The organism is Burkholderia sp. AU30280 (assembly GCF_020420125.1).
Lineage (GTDB): Bacteria > Pseudomonadota > Gammaproteobacteria > Burkholderiales > Burkholderiaceae > Burkholderia.
The window spans coordinates 641,208-657,517 of the sequence record NZ_JAIZRY010000001.1 but is presented as its reverse complement, the minus strand read 5'-3'; the positions used below and the strand labels follow the sequence as shown (position 1 = coordinate 657,517).

General features: G+C 66.2%; 15 protein-coding genes. 6 read left to right on the top strand and 9 right to left on the bottom strand.

Going from position 1 to position 16,310, the window contains the following annotated elements; genetic code table 11:
- Positions 1–37: 37 nt before the first annotated feature.
- The 3 genes from LGN17_RS02905 to LGN17_RS02895 all read right to left on the bottom strand — a co-directional run bounded on the left by LGN17_RS02905 (position 38) and on the right by LGN17_RS02895 (position 2,362).
- Positions 38–1,009, bottom strand: coding sequence for an aldo/keto reductase (locus tag LGN17_RS02905; protein WP_226195074.1), 972 nt, complete (start codon positions 1,007–1,009; stop codon positions 38–40).
- A 26-nt stretch (positions 1,010–1,035) separates the two neighbouring features.
- Positions 1,036–1,839, bottom strand: a complete 804-nt coding sequence (locus LGN17_RS02900; RefSeq protein ID WP_226195073.1) for an SDR family NAD(P)-dependent oxidoreductase — start codon at positions 1,837–1,839, stop codon at positions 1,036–1,038.
- A 64-nt stretch (positions 1,840–1,903) separates the two neighbouring features.
- Positions 1,904–2,362, bottom strand: coding sequence for a cupin domain-containing protein (locus LGN17_RS02895; RefSeq protein WP_226195072.1), 459 nt, complete (start codon positions 2,360–2,362; stop codon positions 1,904–1,906).
- Positions 2,363–2,525: 163 nt separating this feature from the next.
- Here LGN17_RS02895 and LGN17_RS02890 point away from each other — a divergent pair, with 163 nt between their 5' ends.
- Positions 2,526–3,458 carry a LysR family transcriptional regulator gene (locus tag LGN17_RS02890; protein WP_226195071.1) on the top strand — a complete coding sequence of 311 codons (933 nt, stop codon included), beginning with the start codon at positions 2,526–2,528 and terminating at the stop codon, positions 3,456–3,458.
- Positions 3,459–3,735: 277 nt separating this feature from the next.
- On the opposite strand, the gene LGN17_RS02885 is transcribed toward LGN17_RS02890, so the two are convergent.
- The 4 genes from LGN17_RS02885 to LGN17_RS02870 form a co-directional block, all read right to left on the bottom strand.
- The gene (locus LGN17_RS02885; protein ID WP_226195070.1) at positions 3,736–4,299 is read right to left on the bottom strand and encodes a tautomerase family protein; all 564 of its coding nucleotides are present in this window, start codon (positions 4,297–4,299) and stop codon (positions 3,736–3,738) included.
- 149 nt (positions 4,300–4,448) lie between these two features.
- A complete protein-coding gene (locus LGN17_RS02880; RefSeq protein WP_226195069.1) occupies positions 4,449–5,441 on the bottom strand; it encodes a GlxA family transcriptional regulator in 993 nt (330 codons plus the stop codon).
- A gap of 162 nt (positions 5,442–5,603) precedes the next feature.
- On the bottom strand, positions 5,604–5,879 hold the full coding sequence (locus tag LGN17_RS02875) for a hypothetical protein (RefSeq protein WP_175955014.1): 276 nt from the start codon (positions 5,877–5,879) through the stop codon (positions 5,604–5,606).
- Between the two features lie 392 nt (positions 5,880–6,271).
- Positions 6,272–7,030: a TIGR00730 family Rossman fold protein gene (locus tag LGN17_RS02870; protein ID WP_175955016.1), complete on the bottom strand. Its 759-nt coding sequence runs from the start codon at positions 7,028–7,030 to the stop codon at positions 6,272–6,274.
- Between the two features lies 1 nt (position 7,031).
- Here LGN17_RS02870 and polA point away from each other — a divergent pair, with 1 nt between their 5' ends.
- From polA to LGN17_RS02855, 3 genes are all read left to right on the top strand, one after another.
- The gene (polA, locus tag LGN17_RS02865) at positions 7,032–9,785 is read left to right on the top strand and encodes a DNA polymerase I (protein ID WP_226195068.1); all 2,754 of its coding nucleotides are present in this window, start codon (positions 7,032–7,034) and stop codon (positions 9,783–9,785) included.
- Positions 9,786–10,056: 271 nt separating this feature from the next.
- Positions 10,057–11,391, top strand: coding sequence for an NAD(P)/FAD-dependent oxidoreductase (locus LGN17_RS02860; protein ID WP_175955020.1), 1,335 nt, complete (start codon positions 10,057–10,059; stop codon positions 11,389–11,391).
- Positions 11,392–11,804: 413 nt separating this feature from the next.
- Positions 11,805–12,680, top strand: coding sequence for a dienelactone hydrolase family protein (locus tag LGN17_RS02855; RefSeq protein ID WP_175965948.1), 876 nt, complete (start codon positions 11,805–11,807; stop codon positions 12,678–12,680).
- 54 nt (positions 12,681–12,734) lie between these two features.
- Here the strand turns inward: LGN17_RS02855 and LGN17_RS02850 are convergent, their stop codons facing one another.
- Together LGN17_RS02850 and LGN17_RS02845 are read right to left on the bottom strand one after the other, a co-directional pair.
- Positions 12,735–13,604: a sulfurtransferase gene (locus tag LGN17_RS02850; RefSeq protein ID WP_226195067.1), complete on the bottom strand. Its 870-nt coding sequence runs from the start codon at positions 13,602–13,604 to the stop codon at positions 12,735–12,737.
- 117 nt (positions 13,605–13,721) lie between these two features.
- Positions 13,722–14,828: an aromatic ring-hydroxylating oxygenase subunit alpha gene (locus LGN17_RS02845; RefSeq protein ID WP_226195066.1), complete on the bottom strand. Its 1,107-nt coding sequence runs from the start codon at positions 14,826–14,828 to the stop codon at positions 13,722–13,724.
- 271 nt (positions 14,829–15,099) lie between these two features.
- Between LGN17_RS02845 and LGN17_RS02840 the strand changes: the two genes are divergently transcribed.
- Both LGN17_RS02840 and LGN17_RS02835 read left to right on the top strand, forming a co-directional pair.
- Positions 15,100–15,393, top strand: coding sequence for an exodeoxyribonuclease VII small subunit (locus LGN17_RS02840; RefSeq protein WP_027791079.1), 294 nt, complete (start codon positions 15,100–15,102; stop codon positions 15,391–15,393).
- Positions 15,390–16,274: a polyprenyl synthetase family protein gene (locus tag LGN17_RS02835; RefSeq protein ID WP_226195065.1), complete on the top strand. Its 885-nt coding sequence runs from the start codon at positions 15,390–15,392 to the stop codon at positions 16,272–16,274. The genes LGN17_RS02840 and LGN17_RS02835 overlap by 4 nt, the downstream gene beginning before the upstream one ends.
- The last annotated feature ends 36 nt before the right edge of the window (positions 16,275–16,310 follow it).

The following is a 16,310-nucleotide window of genomic DNA, read 5'->3' as shown; positions in this document are numbered from 1 at the left end:
TCGAAACGCAGGCTGGATCCGATCGCAGGCGCCTTGGTCACCATTGGACCGTTTCGACGGTCCGGTCGAATGCAGCCTCGAGCAACGCGGTCTCGCGATCGTCGAGTCTCAGGTCGAGCGCCGCGAGTGCGTCGGTCGGGTGATGCGGCTTGGACAATCCGACGATCGGCGCGGTGATGCCTGGCCGGCTCAGCACCCATGCCAGGGCGATCCGCGCGGGCGGCAGCCCGCGCGCCTGCGCCACCTGCCGGACGGCATCGACGGTCGCCGGGACCGCGTCACGCCCGTCGTACCAGGACACCATTTGCCGGTCGGTTGCGGCCCGCGTCGTCGACGCGTCGCGCGAGCCGGCCAGCAGCCCGCGGCCGAGCGGGGACCACGGCGTGTAGGCAATCCCTTCCCCCACGCAGAGCGGCAGCATGTCGCGCTCGTCGTCGCGGCAGATCAGGCTGTACTGGCTCTGCATCGAGACGAATCGTGCAAGTCCGTGATGCCGCTGGAACGCGAGCATCTTCATGAATTGCCACGCATGCATCGACGACGCGCCGAGATAGCGGACCTTGCCGCTCTTCACGATGGTATCGAGCGCATCAAGCGTTTCTTCGATCGGCGTGTCCGGATCGAACCGGTGGATCACGTAGAGATCGACGTAATCCGTCCCGAGGCGCTGCAGCGACGCATCGATGCTGGCGAGCAGATGCTTGCGCGACAGCCCGCGTGCGTTCGGCCCGTCGCCGGTCGGAAAGAACGCCTTGGTTGCGATCACAACATCATCGCGCGTCGCGAAATCGCGCAGCGCCCGCCCGAGAATGCGCTCGCTCTCGCCGCCCGAGTAGATGTCGGCCGTGTCGAAGAAATTCACGCCCGCATCGAGTGCCGTGCGAATGAAAGGGCGGGCTTCCTCCTCGGTCGCGACCCACGGACGCCACGACGGGTCGCCGTAGGTCATGCAGCCCAGGCATAGCCTCGACACCTTCAGCCCGGACCTTCCCAGCCTCACGTATTCCATCGGTTCCTCCTCCGTCCCGGCGCGGATCAGCGCATGCCGCCGATCGTGTAGCCGCCGTCGACCAGGAGCGACTCTCCCGTCACGAAGCGCGCTTCGTCGCTGCAGAGCCAGACGGCCGCGTCGGCCACGTCTTCCGGCGTGCCGATCCGCCGTGCGGGCGTGAATGCGGCAAAGGGGCGGAACATCTCGTCGTCGCCGAAGCGGCGCGCCATCGGCGTGTCGATGATGCCGGGGTTCACGTTGTTGATCCGGACGCCGTACGGGCCGCCTTCGAGTGCGACCGCGCGCACCAGTGCATCGAGCGCGCCCTTGCTGGCCGAATAGGTCGACGAGCCGGCAAGCGCGCCTTTCGCGAGCCACGACGACGTATTGACGATCGCACCGCCGCCGTGCGCGAGCATTGCCTCCATTTCGTATTTGATCGACAGCCACGTACCCTTGAGATTGGTGGCGATCACATGGTCGAAGTCGGCCTCGGTCTGTTCCACGATCGGGGCGAACGTGCCTTCCGTACCTGCATTGTTGAACGCGGCATGCAATGCGCCGTAGCGTCGGATCGTTGCGTCGACGAGCGCGCGCACGCCATCGGCGGATCCGACGTCGATGGCCATCGCGAAGGCTTCGCCACCGCGCTCGGTAATCGCGCGTACGGTTTCGTCGAGCGGCGCCGCGCGCCGTCCGGCGACGACGACATGGGCGCCTTCCCGCGCGAAGGCGAGCGCGGCCGCTCGGCCGATGCCGGTGCCGCCGCCGGTAACGAGCGCGACGCGTCCGTCGAGTCGGGGTCGCGTGGTGGCGGGAGATGATGACGCGCTTCGTGAGTCGGGCATGACGAGAGTGGCTCCATGTAAAGGGAAGCGAGCTGGCCGGCGGGCCGGCGCATGGTCGAGGTGCTTAGTCCCGGCGGTCGGGCACCGTCAGGGGCGTGCCGGGCGCGCCGGCGTAGAACACGATCAGTTCGGCGCGCTCGTCGCCGGTTTCGCCGCGATGGGCGCCGTCGACCATTTCCGGCACCACGTCGCCGGGGCCGAGCGCCAGCCGCTTGCCGTCGCTGCGGCGCACGGCGGTGAGGTGGCCCGACAGCACGTAGCCGATGTTGATCGACGGATGCGTATGCCACGGCAATACCGCGTGCGGCGGAATCGTGTAGCGTACGACCGTGATCTCCGGTTGTCCTGACGGGTACGTGCGATACCGCGAGCCGTCCCACGCCTGCGTGGTTCGCAGCAGTACCGTCTCGGTCACGCGGCTGCCCGCGTCGGCTTCCTGTGCGGTTGCTCGCGGCGAACCAGCGACGATCAATGCGGCTGCGACGACGGTTCGCGCAACGGCTGAAAATGAGAGTGTGTTCATGGCGGTGGGCTGTCTGGCATCGGGTATCGAAGACAGCGCCATTGTGCGAAGCAGGGTGCCGCGCGAATAGCACCCGACCGGTTGAAACCGATTCAACCGGTCGGACAGGCGTTGCGTGCAATGGACGATTGCCCGGGTGTTCCGGGTTTGACGGGAGCTGCGAATGGATCGGTTGAAAGCGCTGACGGTATTCGTCCGTATCGCGGCCGCGGGCGGTATCAGCGCGGGCGCCCGCGAGCTGGGCATGACACCGCAAGCGGCCAGCAAGCAGGTCGCAGCGCTGGAAGCGTTGTTGAGCGTACGGCTGCTCCTGCGCTCGACGCGCGGAATCGCGCTGACGCTCGAGGGTGAGCGCCTGCTGGCACAATGCCGCGGCGCTGTCGGGGAACTGGAGAGCGCGCTGCGCATGCTCGACGACGATCGGGCGCTCGCGGCCGGCACGATCCGTGTTGCGGCGCCGTATTCGCTGGCCCGGCGCTTCCTCGCGCCGCTGCTCGGTGAATTCTGCGACCGGCAGCCGGGCGTCACGGCAGAGCTCATCGTCAGCGACGACATGGCCGACATCGTCGAACAGCGGATCGACATTGCCGTGCGGACCGGCAATCTGCCCGACAGCGGGCTCGTGGCACGGCGCGTCACCGATCTTCAGTTGATCGTCTGCGCGGCGCCTGCGTATCTGCGTCGACACGGCGAGCCGCAGACGATAGACGCGTTGCGCGATCATCGTTGCACCGCATTCCTGTATCCGCGCACGGGCAAGCCGTTTCCGTGGGAATTCCTGGTTGATGGTCGTGTCGACACACGACAGATCGACCCGTTCATCGCGACCAACGACATCGATGCGGAACTCGACACGGTGCTGAGCGGCGCCGCGATCGGCCAGTTCTTCGGCTATTCGGTTCACGCGCACATTCGCGAGGGGCGTCTCGTGCCGCTGCTGACCCGGCACGTGACCTGCCGTTACGGCCTCCATCTGTGCATGCCGCAGCGCATGCATCTGCCGCGGAGGAGCCGTTTGCTGATGGATTTCCTTGCCGACCGGCTTGGCGCGCATCCGGATCTTGCGCCGATTTCGTTTGCGGAAGCGTCGGCATGACACGCGCCTGATCGCGGGCGAGCCTCCGGGCGGCCTTGCCGGCCGGGAGATTGCGCGTGATCGCTTCGCGCTCGCGGATGTTCAAGCGCCCCGGCTGGCCATGGCTGTCGTCATGGCCGCGATCGGCGCGTTCGTCGTGCCGTGCGACGTCGTCACGGCCAACGCGCGCCCTGGTGGCGAGCCGGGCCACGGCGTCGCGCCGCTGCGCGCGCCGCACATACCCGTACTCCCTGAAGCCGGGTTCGGGTGCCGGGAGGCGGCACGCGCTCGTCGAGCATCAGTACGCGGGCTCGGCGTCGCGAACGTGCGATACGCGTTGATGCGTCTCGCGCATTGCGGCGAGCACGGCTTCGAGCACCGCGATCGCATCCGTGCGCCGCTTGATCGCCAGCCGCTGTTCTCCGAGCGCCCGCAGCGGCGCGCCGCCGAAATAGTCCATGATATCCGGCAGGCGACGCACCGCACCGCGACTGCCCCAGCAGCCGTCGTCGATTTCCGTTGGAAAGACCCACACGCGCGTGGCGACGGCGTCGACCGGCACACCTTCCGCCCGAGCGACGGCTGCGGTCACGTCCGCGATCAGCCCGGCGCGCGCGGCGTCCGTGTACTGACCTTCGGGCACGGTCGGCACGATCCGGTAGATCGGCGCAAGGGCGGCAACTCCGGCGCGATACACGGCCGCGGGGCGATGAACGAAGATCCAGGTCACGTCCCGCACGCGCGGATTGTCGGGATCGAGCCCCTCGTGACGGATCAGCGTATCGGTCAGCTCTTCCATCAGTCGTGCTTCGGCCTGCGGTGCGAGCGCACCTTCGGGAATGATGACGTCGATCATCGGCATGGCGGTGTCCTGGTTCGGTTCAGAGGGCGTCGCTCCGGAGCGGGACGACGTGAACCCAGTGTATGAACCCGATGCCGATACGCGCAGTGGCGAAACTGCCATTCAACGATGCCATTTCCGACATCGTGTTCGATGCCTGTCGTGCGCGACTATTGCCTAAAGCGACGGCGATACTCGCCGGGGGAGATGCCGGTCTCGCGCTTGAACAGTTGCCGAAAGCCGCTGATGTCCGCGTAGCCGACGCGCTCGCATACAGCATCGATCGCGAGCTTCGTTTCCGCGAGCAGCCGCTTCGCGACTTCGATCCTGAGCGTCTGCAGATACCTGAGCGGCGGCGCGCCCACCGCGTCCCGGAACCGGCGATGGAGCGTGCGTTCGCTCATCGCGACGTGATCGCTCAGCCGGGCGAGGCTGAAGGGTTCCCGCAAGTGCTTTTCCATCCAGCGCTGGGCGCGCGCGATGGCTGCATCGTCGTGCTCGCGATGGCTCGTCCGGTCGAGGTCGATGAACGAATCCTGCGACACGCGGTTCATGTCGATCAGCATGAGCCTGGCGACCGACGCGGCAAGGCGCGCATTCGCCAGCTTGTCGACGACTCGCAGCGCGAGATTCTGATAAGAGGTGATGGCGCCGCCGCAGAGTATGCCGTCCTGCTCGGTCAGGATGTCCGACGCACGCAGCGCCACGTCCGGGTAGCGCGCGCGGAAGCTCGATGCCTTCGACCAGTGCGTCGTGGCAACGCGGCCGTCGAGCAAGCCGGCCTCGGCGAGCAGGAATGCGCCGGTACAGTACGTCGCGATCAGCGTGCCGCGCGCGTGTTGCCGGCGCAGCGCGTCGAACAGCGGCGCGAGCGCGGCGGGGCGGTCGAGCAGCCGCTCGAGATCCGCGACGAATGGGCTCGTCAGCCAGATCGCGTCGGCGGGACTGCTGCCGTCGATCGCGCCGTCGACCGGGATGACCGGGCCGGAGGCGGCGCGCACCGGCCGTCCGCCGATCGATTCGACGCGCCAGCGAAACGGTGTGCGCGTGCGGCCCTGCGATGTCGTTGCAGCGAGATGATTGGCCGCCGTGAGGATGTCGGTCGGCGCGGCGACGCCGGATGCAAGGGCATGTTCGACGGCCCAGATTCGGATGAGCGGCATGGTTGGCGGGATTGGCCTCGGGCAGGGGCAATGCTACCACCGGGCGCGAAGCGATTTTTCCAGCCGACGCCGCCGTCGACTCATGCTGCCAGCGGTTGAAAATCAAAAGGCCGCCCGGCGCCGAAGCGCACGGGCGGCCTTGCGTACGGCGAGCGGTGTCGCTCAGCACTCACCCTTCTTCGCGTGTCCCGGCGGGCAGTGATAGCCGTGATCGTCGTGACCGCGATGACGCTGGTGGTCTTCCCACTCGCGGCGTTCCCAGTAGCGGTGGCCGTCCCAATAGCGGTCGCCATGCCAGCCGACGATCACCGCGGGCGCGGGCGCGACGACGACCGGTGCGGGCGTTCCGATGTTGACGTCGACGTTGACGGCGTGGGCGAGGCCGGACAGCGAAAGGCCGAGGCCGGCGAAGGCAAGGGCGATCAGCGAGCGTTGCATGTTCTTTTTCCGTGATGTCGTTGTAAAGGGCCGGCGCGACGCGATGGAAGCGAGGGGGGATCGTTCCACCGGGGGAAACGCCGCACCGACACATGCAGTGTGCTGGCGCACGACAGAAAACGCGAGGCGGGTTTGTTACGGCGGATTGGCGGCTGGCAGGCGCGGAGTGCGGGTGACGGGCCGCATCATTTGACAATGGCGACCTGCGTGCGCGGATGATTGCGCGCGAGTCGCAGGGCACCGGCTGCGCGGATTTGACATTCGGCGGCGCGAGGCCACGAAGCGCGATTAATCGCGCGTTACAAAGTGACACGCGGCAGGTGGCGGAACCGCCACGCCTGCCGCGCGCGAGGGGGACGCCGGCCGTCGGGCCGGCGGTCGTCACGGATGGATTACAGGTAGAACATCCGGTCTTCTTCGGGGCGCGGCGGATGGCCGTCATCGTCCGAGCCTTCTTCCTCGCCGCTGTCCTCGTAGAACGCGAGCACTGCGTCGAGCACCTGGTCGGGATCGTCGATCACCTGCATCAGGTCCATGTCTTCCGGATTGATGAGGCCCATCGGGATCAGCTGGTCGCGGAACCACTGCAGCAGCCCCTTCCAGAACTCGCTGCCGACGAGGATGATCGGCACGAGGCGCGACTTCTTCGTCTGGATCAGCGTGAGCACTTCCGACAGCTCGTCGAGTGTGCCGAAACCGCCTGGCATCACGATCACCGCATCGGAGTTCTTCACGAACGTGACCTTGCGCGTGAAGAAGTGGCGGAAGCGCAGCGAGATGTCCTGGTAGTGGTTGCCGGCCTGCTCGTGCGGCAGCTCGATGTTCAGGCCGACCGACGGCGCTTTACCCGCGTGCGCGCCCTTGTTCGCGGCTTCCATGATGCCGGGGCCGCCGCCGGAGATCACGGCGAAGCCGGCGTCCGACAGCTTGCGCGCGATCTGCGTGGCGAGCTTGTAGTGCGGCGTATCGGGTTTGAGGCGGGCAGAACCGTAGATGCTGACAGCCGGGCGGATCTCCGACAGGTACTCGGTCGCCTCGATAAACTCTGCCATAATCGTGAACATCTGCCACGATGCGCGCGCCTTCTTGGCCGTCGCGCGTTCTTGATCTGCGAGCGAACGCAGACTCGGAATCACTTTTCTCTTGTTCATAATGCCTGAAGAACGAAATCTGGAAGGTAAGACCCTGCTATTGGTTGACGGTTCGAGCTATCTGTATCGGGCTTACCATGCGATGCCTGATTTGCGTGGCCCTGGCGGGGAGCCGACCGGAGCGCTCTACGGAATCATCAACATGCTGCGCCGTATGCGCAAGGAAGTCAGTGCAGAGTATAGCGCGTGCGTGTTCGATGCAAAGGGCAAGACGTTCCGTGACGACCTTTATGCCGACTATAAGGCAAACCGCCCGTCGATGCCGCCCGACCTCGCGTTGCAGGTCGAACCGATCCACGGCGCGGTGCGCGCGCTCGGCTGGCCGCTGCTGATGGTCGAGGGCGTCGAGGCCGACGACGTGATCGGCACGCTCGCGCGCGAAGCCGAGCGGCACGGGATGAACGTGATCGTGTCGACGGGCGACAAGGATCTCGCGCAGCTCGTCACCGACCACGTCACGCTCGTCAACACGATGACCAACGAGACGCTCGACCGCGAAGGCGTGATCGCGAAGTTCGGCGTGCCGCCCGAGCGCATCATCGACTACCTCGCACTGATCGGCGACACCGTCGACAACGTGCCGGGCGTCGAGAAGTGCGGGCCGAAGACGGCCGTGAAATGGCTGGCGCAGTACGACAGTCTCGACGGCGTGATCGAGCATGCGGGCGACATCAAGGGCGTGGTCGGCGACAACCTGCGCCGCGCGCTCGACTTCCTGCCGCTTGGCCGCAAGCTCGTGACCGTCGAGACGGCCTGCGATCTCGCGCCGCATCTCGAATCGATCGAAGCGTCGTTGAAGACCGACGGCGAAGCGCGCGACCTGTTGCGCGACATCTTCGCGCGCTACGGCTTCAAGACCTGGCTGCGTGAAGTCGACAGCGCGCCGGCGGAAGGCGGCGGCGCCGATGCGCCGGAAGGCGAGCCGGCGCCGGTGGTGGCGGCCGACATCGGCCGCGAATACGACACGATCCAGACCTGGGAGCAATTCGATGCGTGGTTCGCGAAGATCGATGCGGCCGCGCTGACCGCATTCGACACCGAGACGACCTCGCTCGATCCGATGCTCGCGCGGCTCGTCGGTCTGTCGTTCTCGGTCGAGCCGGGCAAGGCTGCGTACCTGCCGGTTGCACACCGCGGCCCCGACATGCCCGAGCAGCTTCCACTCGATGAAGTGCTCGCGCGCCTGAAGCCGTGGCTCGAATCGGCCGACCGCAAGAAGGTCGGCCAGCACCTGAAGTACGACGCGCAGGTGCTCGCGAACTACGACATCGCGCTGAACGGCATCGAGCACGACACGCTGCTCGAATCCTACGTGGTCGAATCGCACCGCACGCACGACATGGACAGCCTTGCGCTGCGTCATCTGGGCGTCAAGACGATCAAGTACGAAGACGTGGCCGGCAAGGGCGCGAAGCAGATCGGTTTCGACGAAGTGGCGCTCGCGCAGGCCGCCGAATACGCGGCCGAGGATGCGGACATCACGTTGCAGCTGCATCACGCGCTGTATCCGCAGGTTGCGCGCGAACCAGGCCTGTTGCGCGTGTATCGCGAGATCGAGATGCCCGTGTCGCTCGTGCTGCGCAAGATGGAGCGTACGGGCGTGCTGATCGACGATGCACTCCTGCACGCGCAGAGCACCGAAATTGCGACGCGCCTGATCGAGCTCGAAGCGCAGGCGTACGAACTGGCGGGCGGCGAATTCAATCTCGGCTCGCCGAAGCAGATCGGGCAGATTTTCTTCGAAAAGCTGCAGTTGCCGGTCGTGAAAAAGACGCCGAGCGGCGCGCCGTCGACCGACGAAGAGGTGCTGCAGAAGCTGGCCGAGGACTACCCGCTGCCGAAGCTGCTGCTCGAGCATCGCGGGCTGTCGAAGCTGAAGTCGACCTATACCGACAAGCTGCCGCGCATGGTGAACCCGTCGACGGGCCGCGTGCACACGAACTACGCGCAGGCGGTTGCGGTCACGGGCCGCCTTGCGTCGAACGATCCGAATCTTCAGAACATTCCGGTGCGCACGGCCGAGGGCCGACGGATCCGCGAGGCGTTCATCGCCTCGCCGGGCCACTGGATCGTGTCGGCCGATTATTCGCAGATCGAACTGCGGATCATGGCGCACATCTCGGGCGACGCGTCGCTGCTGCGCGCGTTCTCGCAGGGCGAGGACATCCACCGTGCGACGGCCGCCGAGGTGTTCGGCGTGACGCCGCTGGAGGTCAATTCCGACCAGCGACGCATTGCGAAGGTGATCAACTTCGGGCTCATCTACGGGATGAGCGCGTTCGGGCTCGCGTCGAACCTCGGCATTACACGCGATGCGGCGAAGCTCTATATCGACCGCTATTTCGCCCGCTACCCGGGCGTTGCGCAGTACATGGAAGACACGCGCGCGGTCGCGAAGGAGAAGGGCTACGTCGAAACCGTCTTCGGTCGCCGCCTGTGGCTGCCCGAGATCAACGGTGGCAACGGCCCGCGCCGCCAGGCGGCCGAGCGCGCGGCAATCAATGCGCCGATGCAGGGCACGGCGGCCGACCTGATCAAGCTGTCGATGATCGCGGTGGACGACTGGCTCACACGCGACAAGCTTGCATCGCGGATGATCATGCAGGTGCACGATGAACTGGTGCTCGAGGTACCCGACGGCGAACTGTCGCTGGTGCGCGAGAAACTGCCGGAAATGATGTGCGGCGTGGCGAAGCTGAAGGTGCCGCTGGTTGCCGAAGTGGGCGCCGGCGCGAACTGGGAAGAGGCGCACTGACGCCCCGCCGCGCGGTTCCCGATTCCTGCGGCATATTGTTGCAGGGATGCTGAATATCGAGGTGGTTTGCTTGTGGTCAACGCGCAAGCTCCCGGACAATGCATGTCATTGACGCGGGAGCATGCGCACCCCGCGTTCCGGGGTTGGAAACATCGAAGTGCTTCGAACTGCACATCGATGGTGTCCGAACCGGTTAATCCACCGGGTGGCGCGAATGCATCGCGTTTGCACTGTCCGGCGGCAGCAGTTTCGAATCGCAAAGGGGGAACAGATGCATCGGATCATCATCGTAGGCGGAGGCGCGGGCGGCCTTGAACTGGCGACGCGGCTCGGCGACCGTTACGGCGCGCGCGGCAATCGTCCCGCGCGTGCGCTTGTCACGCTCGTCGACCGCAATCCGACCCACATCTGGAAACCGCTGCTGCACGAGGTTGCGGCCGGCAGCATGGATCCGTTCACGCAGGAGCTCGAATATGCGGCGCAGGCGCGCTGGCATGGCTTCGAGTTCCAGCAGGGCGGGCTGACCGGGCTCGACCGCGCGGCGAAACGCATCACGCTCTCGCCGGTCAACGACAGCGACGGCGAGGAGCTGTTGCCGGCGCGCGAGCTGGAATATGACACGCTCGTGATCGCGATCGGCAGCACGACTCACTTCTTCGGCGTGCAGGGCGCGGCGGAAAACGCGATCGCGCTCGATACCGTCGGCGAGGCCGAGCGCTTCCGCAAGCGGCTGATCGCCGCGTGCATGCGCGCCGAGCACCAGGCGCCGGCGCCAGCCACGCCGGGCGAGGCGGCCGAGCCGCGCATCCAGGTCGCGATTGTCGGCGGCGGTGCGACTGGCGTCGAGCTGTCCGCCGAACTGCGCAACACCGCACAGGTGTTGTCGGCCTACGGGCTGCACAAGCTCGACCCGCGGCACGACGTCGGCATCGTGCTGATCGAATCGGGGCCGCGGATCCTCCCGGCGTTGCCGGAGCGCGTGTCGTCGGCGACGGCCGAACTGCTCGAAAAGATTGGCGTGCGGCTGATGCTCGCCGAGCGCGTGACCGAGGTGGCGCCCGGAGCCGTCCATACGGCGAGCGGCAAGACGGTGCGTGCCGACCTGACGGTCTGGGCCGCGGGCATCAAGGCGCCGTCCGTGCTCGCCAATCTCGATGGTCTCCAGGTCAACAAGCTCGGCCAGCTCGACGTGCGCCGCACGCTGCAGACCTTCACCGACGACAACGTGTTCGCGCTCGGCGATTGTGCGGCATGTGCATGGCCCGGCAACGAACGCAACGTGCCGCCACGCGCGCAGGCTGCGCACCAGCAGGCGAGCTTCCTGCTGAAGGCAATCGGCTGCCGGCTCGACGGGCGCCCGCTGCCAGAATTCACCTATCGCGACCTGGGCTCCCTCGTGTCGCTCGGCCATTTCAGCGCGGTCGGCAACCTGATGGGCGGGCTGATCGGCGGCAATATGCTGATCGAAGGGCTGTTCGCACGCTTCATGTACATGTCGCTGTACCGGATGCACATCGCCGCGCTGCACGGCTATCCGCGCATGATGCTCGATACGGTCGCGCACTGGCTGCGGCGCACGACGCTGCCGCGCGTCAAGCTGCACTGAACGCGCGGCAAGCGCGGAAAGCGGGCGGGGAGTGCGCACGTCGTGCGTCGTTTCCGCCCGTTGTTTCTTGCGGGCAGTCGGACGGCCATACCTGAGCGTGACGGGCGATATCGACTGCGCGTTTTTCGTTTCAACCGGCAAGCATTCGATCGCGCCACGGCGATCGACAAGCGGCTTGCTGCATCGCGATTCGACGGGCCGCCTGCGCGTTTCTTCGCCGCCGAATCAAGGCGTCGTAATCGAGTCTTACATATCTGACAGTTGACGCGACAACGGATTATTGGGCATCTTGTGCGGGTTTCCGTTTGCGGCGGAGTGCCAACCGCCGCGACATCCGCGCTGTGCGCCGGCGCGATGCCCCGTCATGTCGTGTCCGCGATCGCGACGGCGGCCCCCAATCGAGGAGTGCATTCATGTTGAAACCCGAAGTCGACAGCCTGGTTCCCCACGTTCCGTTCTCGCGCCGCAAGTTCATGCAGGCCGCGCTGGGCGGTGCCTTCGCGGCAGCCGTGCTGCCCGTGTCGGCGCAGACGGTCACGACCGACAGCGAAGGGCTGGACGTCGACACCGTCGAGATCCGCTCGGGCGACGCGAGCGTGCCCGCGTATCGCGCGCAGCCGAAGGACAAGACGAACCTGCCGGTCGTCATCGTGATCCACGAGATCTTCGGCGTGCACGCGCACATCGCCGATGTCTGCCGCCGTTTCGCGAAGCTCGGTTATCTCGCGATCGCGCCCGACCTGTTCGCTCGGCAGGGCAACGCGGAGAAGTATTCGACGATCAAGGACCTGGTCGAGCACATCATCAGCAAGGTGCCCGACCGGCAGGTTACCGAGGATCTCGATGCGACCGTCGCGTGGGCCGGCAAGAACGGCGGCGACCTGTCGCGTCTCGGCGTGGTCGGGTTCTGCTGGGGTGGCCGCCAGAGCTGGCTGTATGCGGAGCATAACCCGCACGTGCGTGCGGCGGTTGCGTGGTACGGGTTCGTCGAAGGCAAGACCGACGAAATGACACCGTTCAACCCGGTCGATCATGCATCGTTGCTGAAGGTGCCGGTGCTCGGGCTGTATGGCGAGAAGGATGCGAACATCACGCAGGCTTCGCTCGCGGACATGCGCAAGGCGATCCAGGCGAGCGATTCGAAGCTCGCGCGCGAATCGGAGATCGTCGTGTATCCGGATGCCGGTCACGCGTTCTTTGCCGATTACCGGCCGAGTTACGTGAAGGCCGATGCGGAGGAGAGCTGGAAGCGCGCGATCGCGTGGCTTCACAAGTACGGCGTGATGTAAACGGCAAGCGGCGGCAGATGCCGCCGCTTCGTTGCGACTGCGCCGCGCCGGCGCTTACGGCGTCGGGCCGGTTGCGATCGGCCGCGACGGGTCGGCGCTCCATTCGCTCCACGAGCCCGGATACAGCGACGCGCCGTGCAGGCCAGCAACCTCCAGCGCAAGCGCGTTGTGGCACGCGGTGACGCCGGAGCCGCATTGCAGGATCACGCGGTTCGGTTCGGTGCCCGCCAGCACGGCGGAAAACGCCTCGCGCAGTTCATGGCCGGTCTTGAAGCGGCCGTCGGCGGCCAGGTTGTCCTTGAAGAAACGGTTGCGCGCGCCGGGGATGTGGCCGCCCACGCGATCGATCGTTTCGTTTTCGCCCCGGTAGCGATCGGGTGCGCGCGCATCGATCACGACACGCGTGGGTGTGTTCACGTTGGCGAGCACGGCAGCCGCGTCGACCGTCGATTCGAGCGGCGCGGCCGAGCGGAAATCGCCGGCAGCCGGATGCGGCGCGTCGGTTGCCAGCGGCTGGCCGGCTGCTTCCCAGGCCTGCAGGCCGCCATCGAGCACGGCAACCGAATCGTGGCCGAGCCAACGCAGCAGCCACCACAGGCGCGCCGCATACGCGCCGCCTTGTGCGTCGTACGCGACGACCTGCTGGCCCTGCTTGAGGCCGCGGCTCGCGAGCAGCGTGGCGAGTGCGTCGCGGGTCGGCAGCGGATGGCGGCCGTTGGTGCCCGTCTTGCGGCCCGACAGGTCGCGGTCGAGATGGAGGTACTGGGCGCCGGGGATATGGCCGGCCGTATACGCGGCTTCGCCGGCAGCGGGATCGACGAGATCGAAGCGGCAGTCGAACAGCGCGACGCTGCCGGGCGCCGCCGCCAGGCGCTCGGCGAGATTGGCGGCGGAGATGAGCGTGGTGTAGTGAGTGTGTGGCATGACGGCTCCCTGGAGTGCGAATGGCCTGACATTCCAAGTCTAAACAAAAAAAGACGGGCCGAAGCCCGTCTTTTCGTCTGCCGGATGCCGTGCGGCGTCAAGGCGCCGCACCGGCCGTCAGAGGTCGCCGAGGTGGCGGCGCAGGAACTCGTGGAAGTGCTGCATGCCGTCTTCCATCGGGCTCTGGTACGGGCCGACCTGCGACTCGCCGCGCGCCATCAGCGCATGGCGGCCAGCGTCCATCCGCATCGCGATCTCGTCGTCCTCGACGGCGGTTTCCATATAGGCGGCGCGTTCGGCCTCGACGAATTCGCGTTCGAACAGCGCGATTTCCTCGGGGTAATAGAACTCGACGATGTTGGTCGTCTTCTGCGGGCCCTGCGGAATCAGCCACGATACGACGAGCACGTGCGGATACCACTCGATCATGAGGCCCGGGTAGTAGACCATCCAGATCGCGCCGAACTCCGGCGGCACGCCGTTGCGGAACTTCAGCACCTGCTCGTGCCATTTCTGGTAGGTCGCGCTGCCCGGTTTCGCGAGGGCGTTGTGCACGCCGACCGTCTGCACGCTGTACCAGTCGCCGAACTCCCACTTGAGGTCGTCGCATGACACGAAGCTGCCGAGGCCCGGGTGGAACGGGACGACGTGGTAATCCTCGAGGTAGACCTCGATGAACGTCTTCCAGTTGTAATCGCACTCGTGTACTTCGACGTGATCGAAGTGGTACTCGGAGAAGTCGAAGTGATGCTTCGTGCCGAGGTTGGCGAGGTCGCGCGCGACATTCCGGCCTTCGGCCTCGAACAGCAGCCCTTGCCAGTTCTGCAGCGGGCTCTTGCCGAGGTTCAGGCAAGGCTTGTCGGGGAAGTGCGGCGCGCCGAGCAACTGGCCTTCCAGATCGTACGTCCAGCGGTGCAGCGGGCACACGATGTTCTGCGTGTGGCCGCGCCCGTTGAGCATGATCGCCTGCCGGTGGCGGCAGACGTTCGACAACAGTTCGATCTGGTTCGCCTGGTTGCGAACCAGCACGCGGCCTTCCTTCTCGGACGGCAGCGCAAAATAATCCCCCGCCTCGGGCACCATCAACTCGTGCCCGACGTAACGAGGTCCTTTCTTGAAGAGGGTTTCGATCTCGCGCTCGAGTAGCGCCTCATCGAAGTATGCAGTGACTGGAAGCTGGCTGTGAGCCGACTTCAACTGAAGCGCGTCGCTCAGATTGGACATTCCCACTCCCGGTGTTAGCGTGAAAGCAGTGAACAACCCAACCATCGAAAAATCGATTTAGGGAAACGGGGAATTATACCCGGTTCGCCTCGTTAGGCTAGGATTAAGTGCCTGATTTGTGTCAATTTTTTGTCGGGCGACAATCAGGGGGCGCACACTATGTTTCGTAGGTGGGGCCGGAATATGTACCCGGGTGCCCACGACGGCAGGTCGGAAAATTCTCTTTTGCCGTAGAATGTCCGACTTGTTTTGAAATTTGACACCCTCGTCCATGGCGAAAACCGCATCCCCAGGCGCCACGCCGCCCGGTAATGGCACCGAACCGTTGCCGGACAATTACGAGACGGCGCTCGCGGAACTCGAGACGCTGGTTGCCCGGATGGAAGGCGGCGCGTTGAGCCTTGAGGATTCACTGACGGCGTATCGCCGCGGTGCGACCCTCGTTGCGTTTTGCCAACAGCAGCTCGAGAAAGTGGAGCAGCAGGTTCGCGTGCTCGACGGCGCGACGCTGAAGCCGCTTTCGTCCGGAACGGCCGCCACGGACGGCGAAGACGACGATCTATGACATTCGAACAATGGATGCGGTCCGTGCTTGACCGCGTCGAGGACGCACTCAGCCTCTATTTGCCCGCTGAAACCGCGGTGCCGGAGAAACTCCACGAGGCGATGCGCTATGCGGTCCTCGGCGGCGGCAAACGCGTTCGCCCGCTGCTGTGCCATGCAGCAGGCGAACTGACCGGCGCGACGGAGGCGGCGCGCAATGCGGCGGCGGCAGCGCTGGAGATGATCCACGTCTACTCGCTCGTGCACGACGACATGCCGTGCATGGACGACGACGCGCTGCGTCGCGGCAAGCCGACCGTGCACGTGCAGTACGACGAGCCGACCGCACTGCTCGTCGGCGACGCGCTGCAGTCGCAGGCGTTCGTTGCGCTGACCGACGCCGCTGCGCTGTCGCCGGCGCAGCAGGCCGCGCTGGTGCGCGAGCTGGCGCTGGCGAGCGGTTCGATCGGCATGGCCGGCGGGCAGGCGATCGACCTGGCGAGCGTCGGCCTCAAGCTGACGCGCGAGCAGCTCGAGACGATGCACCGGATGAAGACGGGCGCACTGCTGCGCGCGGCCGTGCGGATGGGCGCGCTGGCCGGCGAGACGCCGTCCGTGGAAACGATGGCTGCGCTCGATGTGTACGCGGGTGCCGTGGGCCTAGCCTTCCAGGTCGTCGACGACATTCTCGACGTCACGACCGATTCGGCGACGCTCGGCAAGACGGCCGGCAAGGATGCGGCGAACGACAAGCCGACCTATGTATCGATCCTCGGCCTCGAGGCGTCGCGCGAGCTCGCAGCGCAACTGCGCGCCGAAGCGCACGACGCGCTGAAACCGTTCGGCGCACGCGCACAGCGTCTCGCCGAACTTGCCGACCTGGTAGTGAACCGGGTCAGCTGACGCGAAAGCCCGCCGCCGCGCACATGCTACGGTGCG

Excerpts from the sequence above, each read along its gene's own strand:
- LGN17_RS02895 (WP_226195072.1), bottom strand. The coding sequence starts at position 2,362 with ATGAACACACTCTCATTTTCAGCCGTTGCGCGAACCGTCGTCGCAGCC.
- LGN17_RS02885 (WP_226195070.1), bottom strand. The coding sequence starts at position 4,299 with ATGCCGATGATCGACGTCATCATTCCCGAAGGTGCGCTCGCACCGCAG.
- LGN17_RS02835 (WP_226195065.1), top strand. The coding sequence starts at position 15,390 with ATGACATTCGAACAATGGATGCGGTCCGTGCTTGACCGCGTCGAGGAC.
- LGN17_RS02845 (WP_226195066.1), bottom strand. The coding sequence starts at position 14,828 with ATGTCCAATCTGAGCGACGCGCTTCAGTTGAAGTCGGCTCACAGCCAG.
- LGN17_RS02855 (WP_175965948.1), top strand. The coding sequence starts at position 11,805 with ATGTTGAAACCCGAAGTCGACAGCCTGGTTCCCCACGTTCCGTTCTCG.
- polA (WP_226195068.1), top strand. The coding sequence starts at position 7,032 with ATGCCTGAAGAACGAAATCTGGAAGGTAAGACCCTGCTATTGGTTGAC.
- LGN17_RS02840 (WP_027791079.1), top strand. The coding sequence starts at position 15,100 with ATGGCGAAAACCGCATCCCCAGGCGCCACGCCGCCCGGTAATGGCACC.
- LGN17_RS02905 (WP_226195074.1), bottom strand. The coding sequence starts at position 1,009 with ATGGAATACGTGAGGCTGGGAAGGTCCGGGCTGAAGGTGTCGAGGCTA.
- LGN17_RS02880 (WP_226195069.1), bottom strand. The coding sequence starts at position 5,441 with ATGCCGCTCATCCGAATCTGGGCCGTCGAACATGCCCTTGCATCCGGC.
- LGN17_RS02890 (WP_226195071.1), top strand. The coding sequence starts at position 2,526 with ATGGATCGGTTGAAAGCGCTGACGGTATTCGTCCGTATCGCGGCCGCG.
- LGN17_RS02850 (WP_226195067.1), bottom strand. The coding sequence starts at position 13,604 with ATGCCACACACTCACTACACCACGCTCATCTCCGCCGCCAATCTCGCC.
- LGN17_RS02860 (WP_175955020.1), top strand. The coding sequence starts at position 10,057 with ATGCATCGGATCATCATCGTAGGCGGAGGCGCGGGCGGCCTTGAACTG.
- LGN17_RS02875 (WP_175955014.1), bottom strand. The coding sequence starts at position 5,879 with ATGCAACGCTCGCTGATCGCCCTTGCCTTCGCCGGCCTCGGCCTTTCG.
- LGN17_RS02870 (WP_175955016.1), bottom strand. The coding sequence starts at position 7,030 with ATGAACAAGAGAAAAGTGATTCCGAGTCTGCGTTCGCTCGCAGATCAA.
- LGN17_RS02900 (WP_226195073.1), bottom strand. The coding sequence starts at position 1,839 with ATGCCCGACTCACGAAGCGCGTCATCATCTCCCGCCACCACGCGACCC.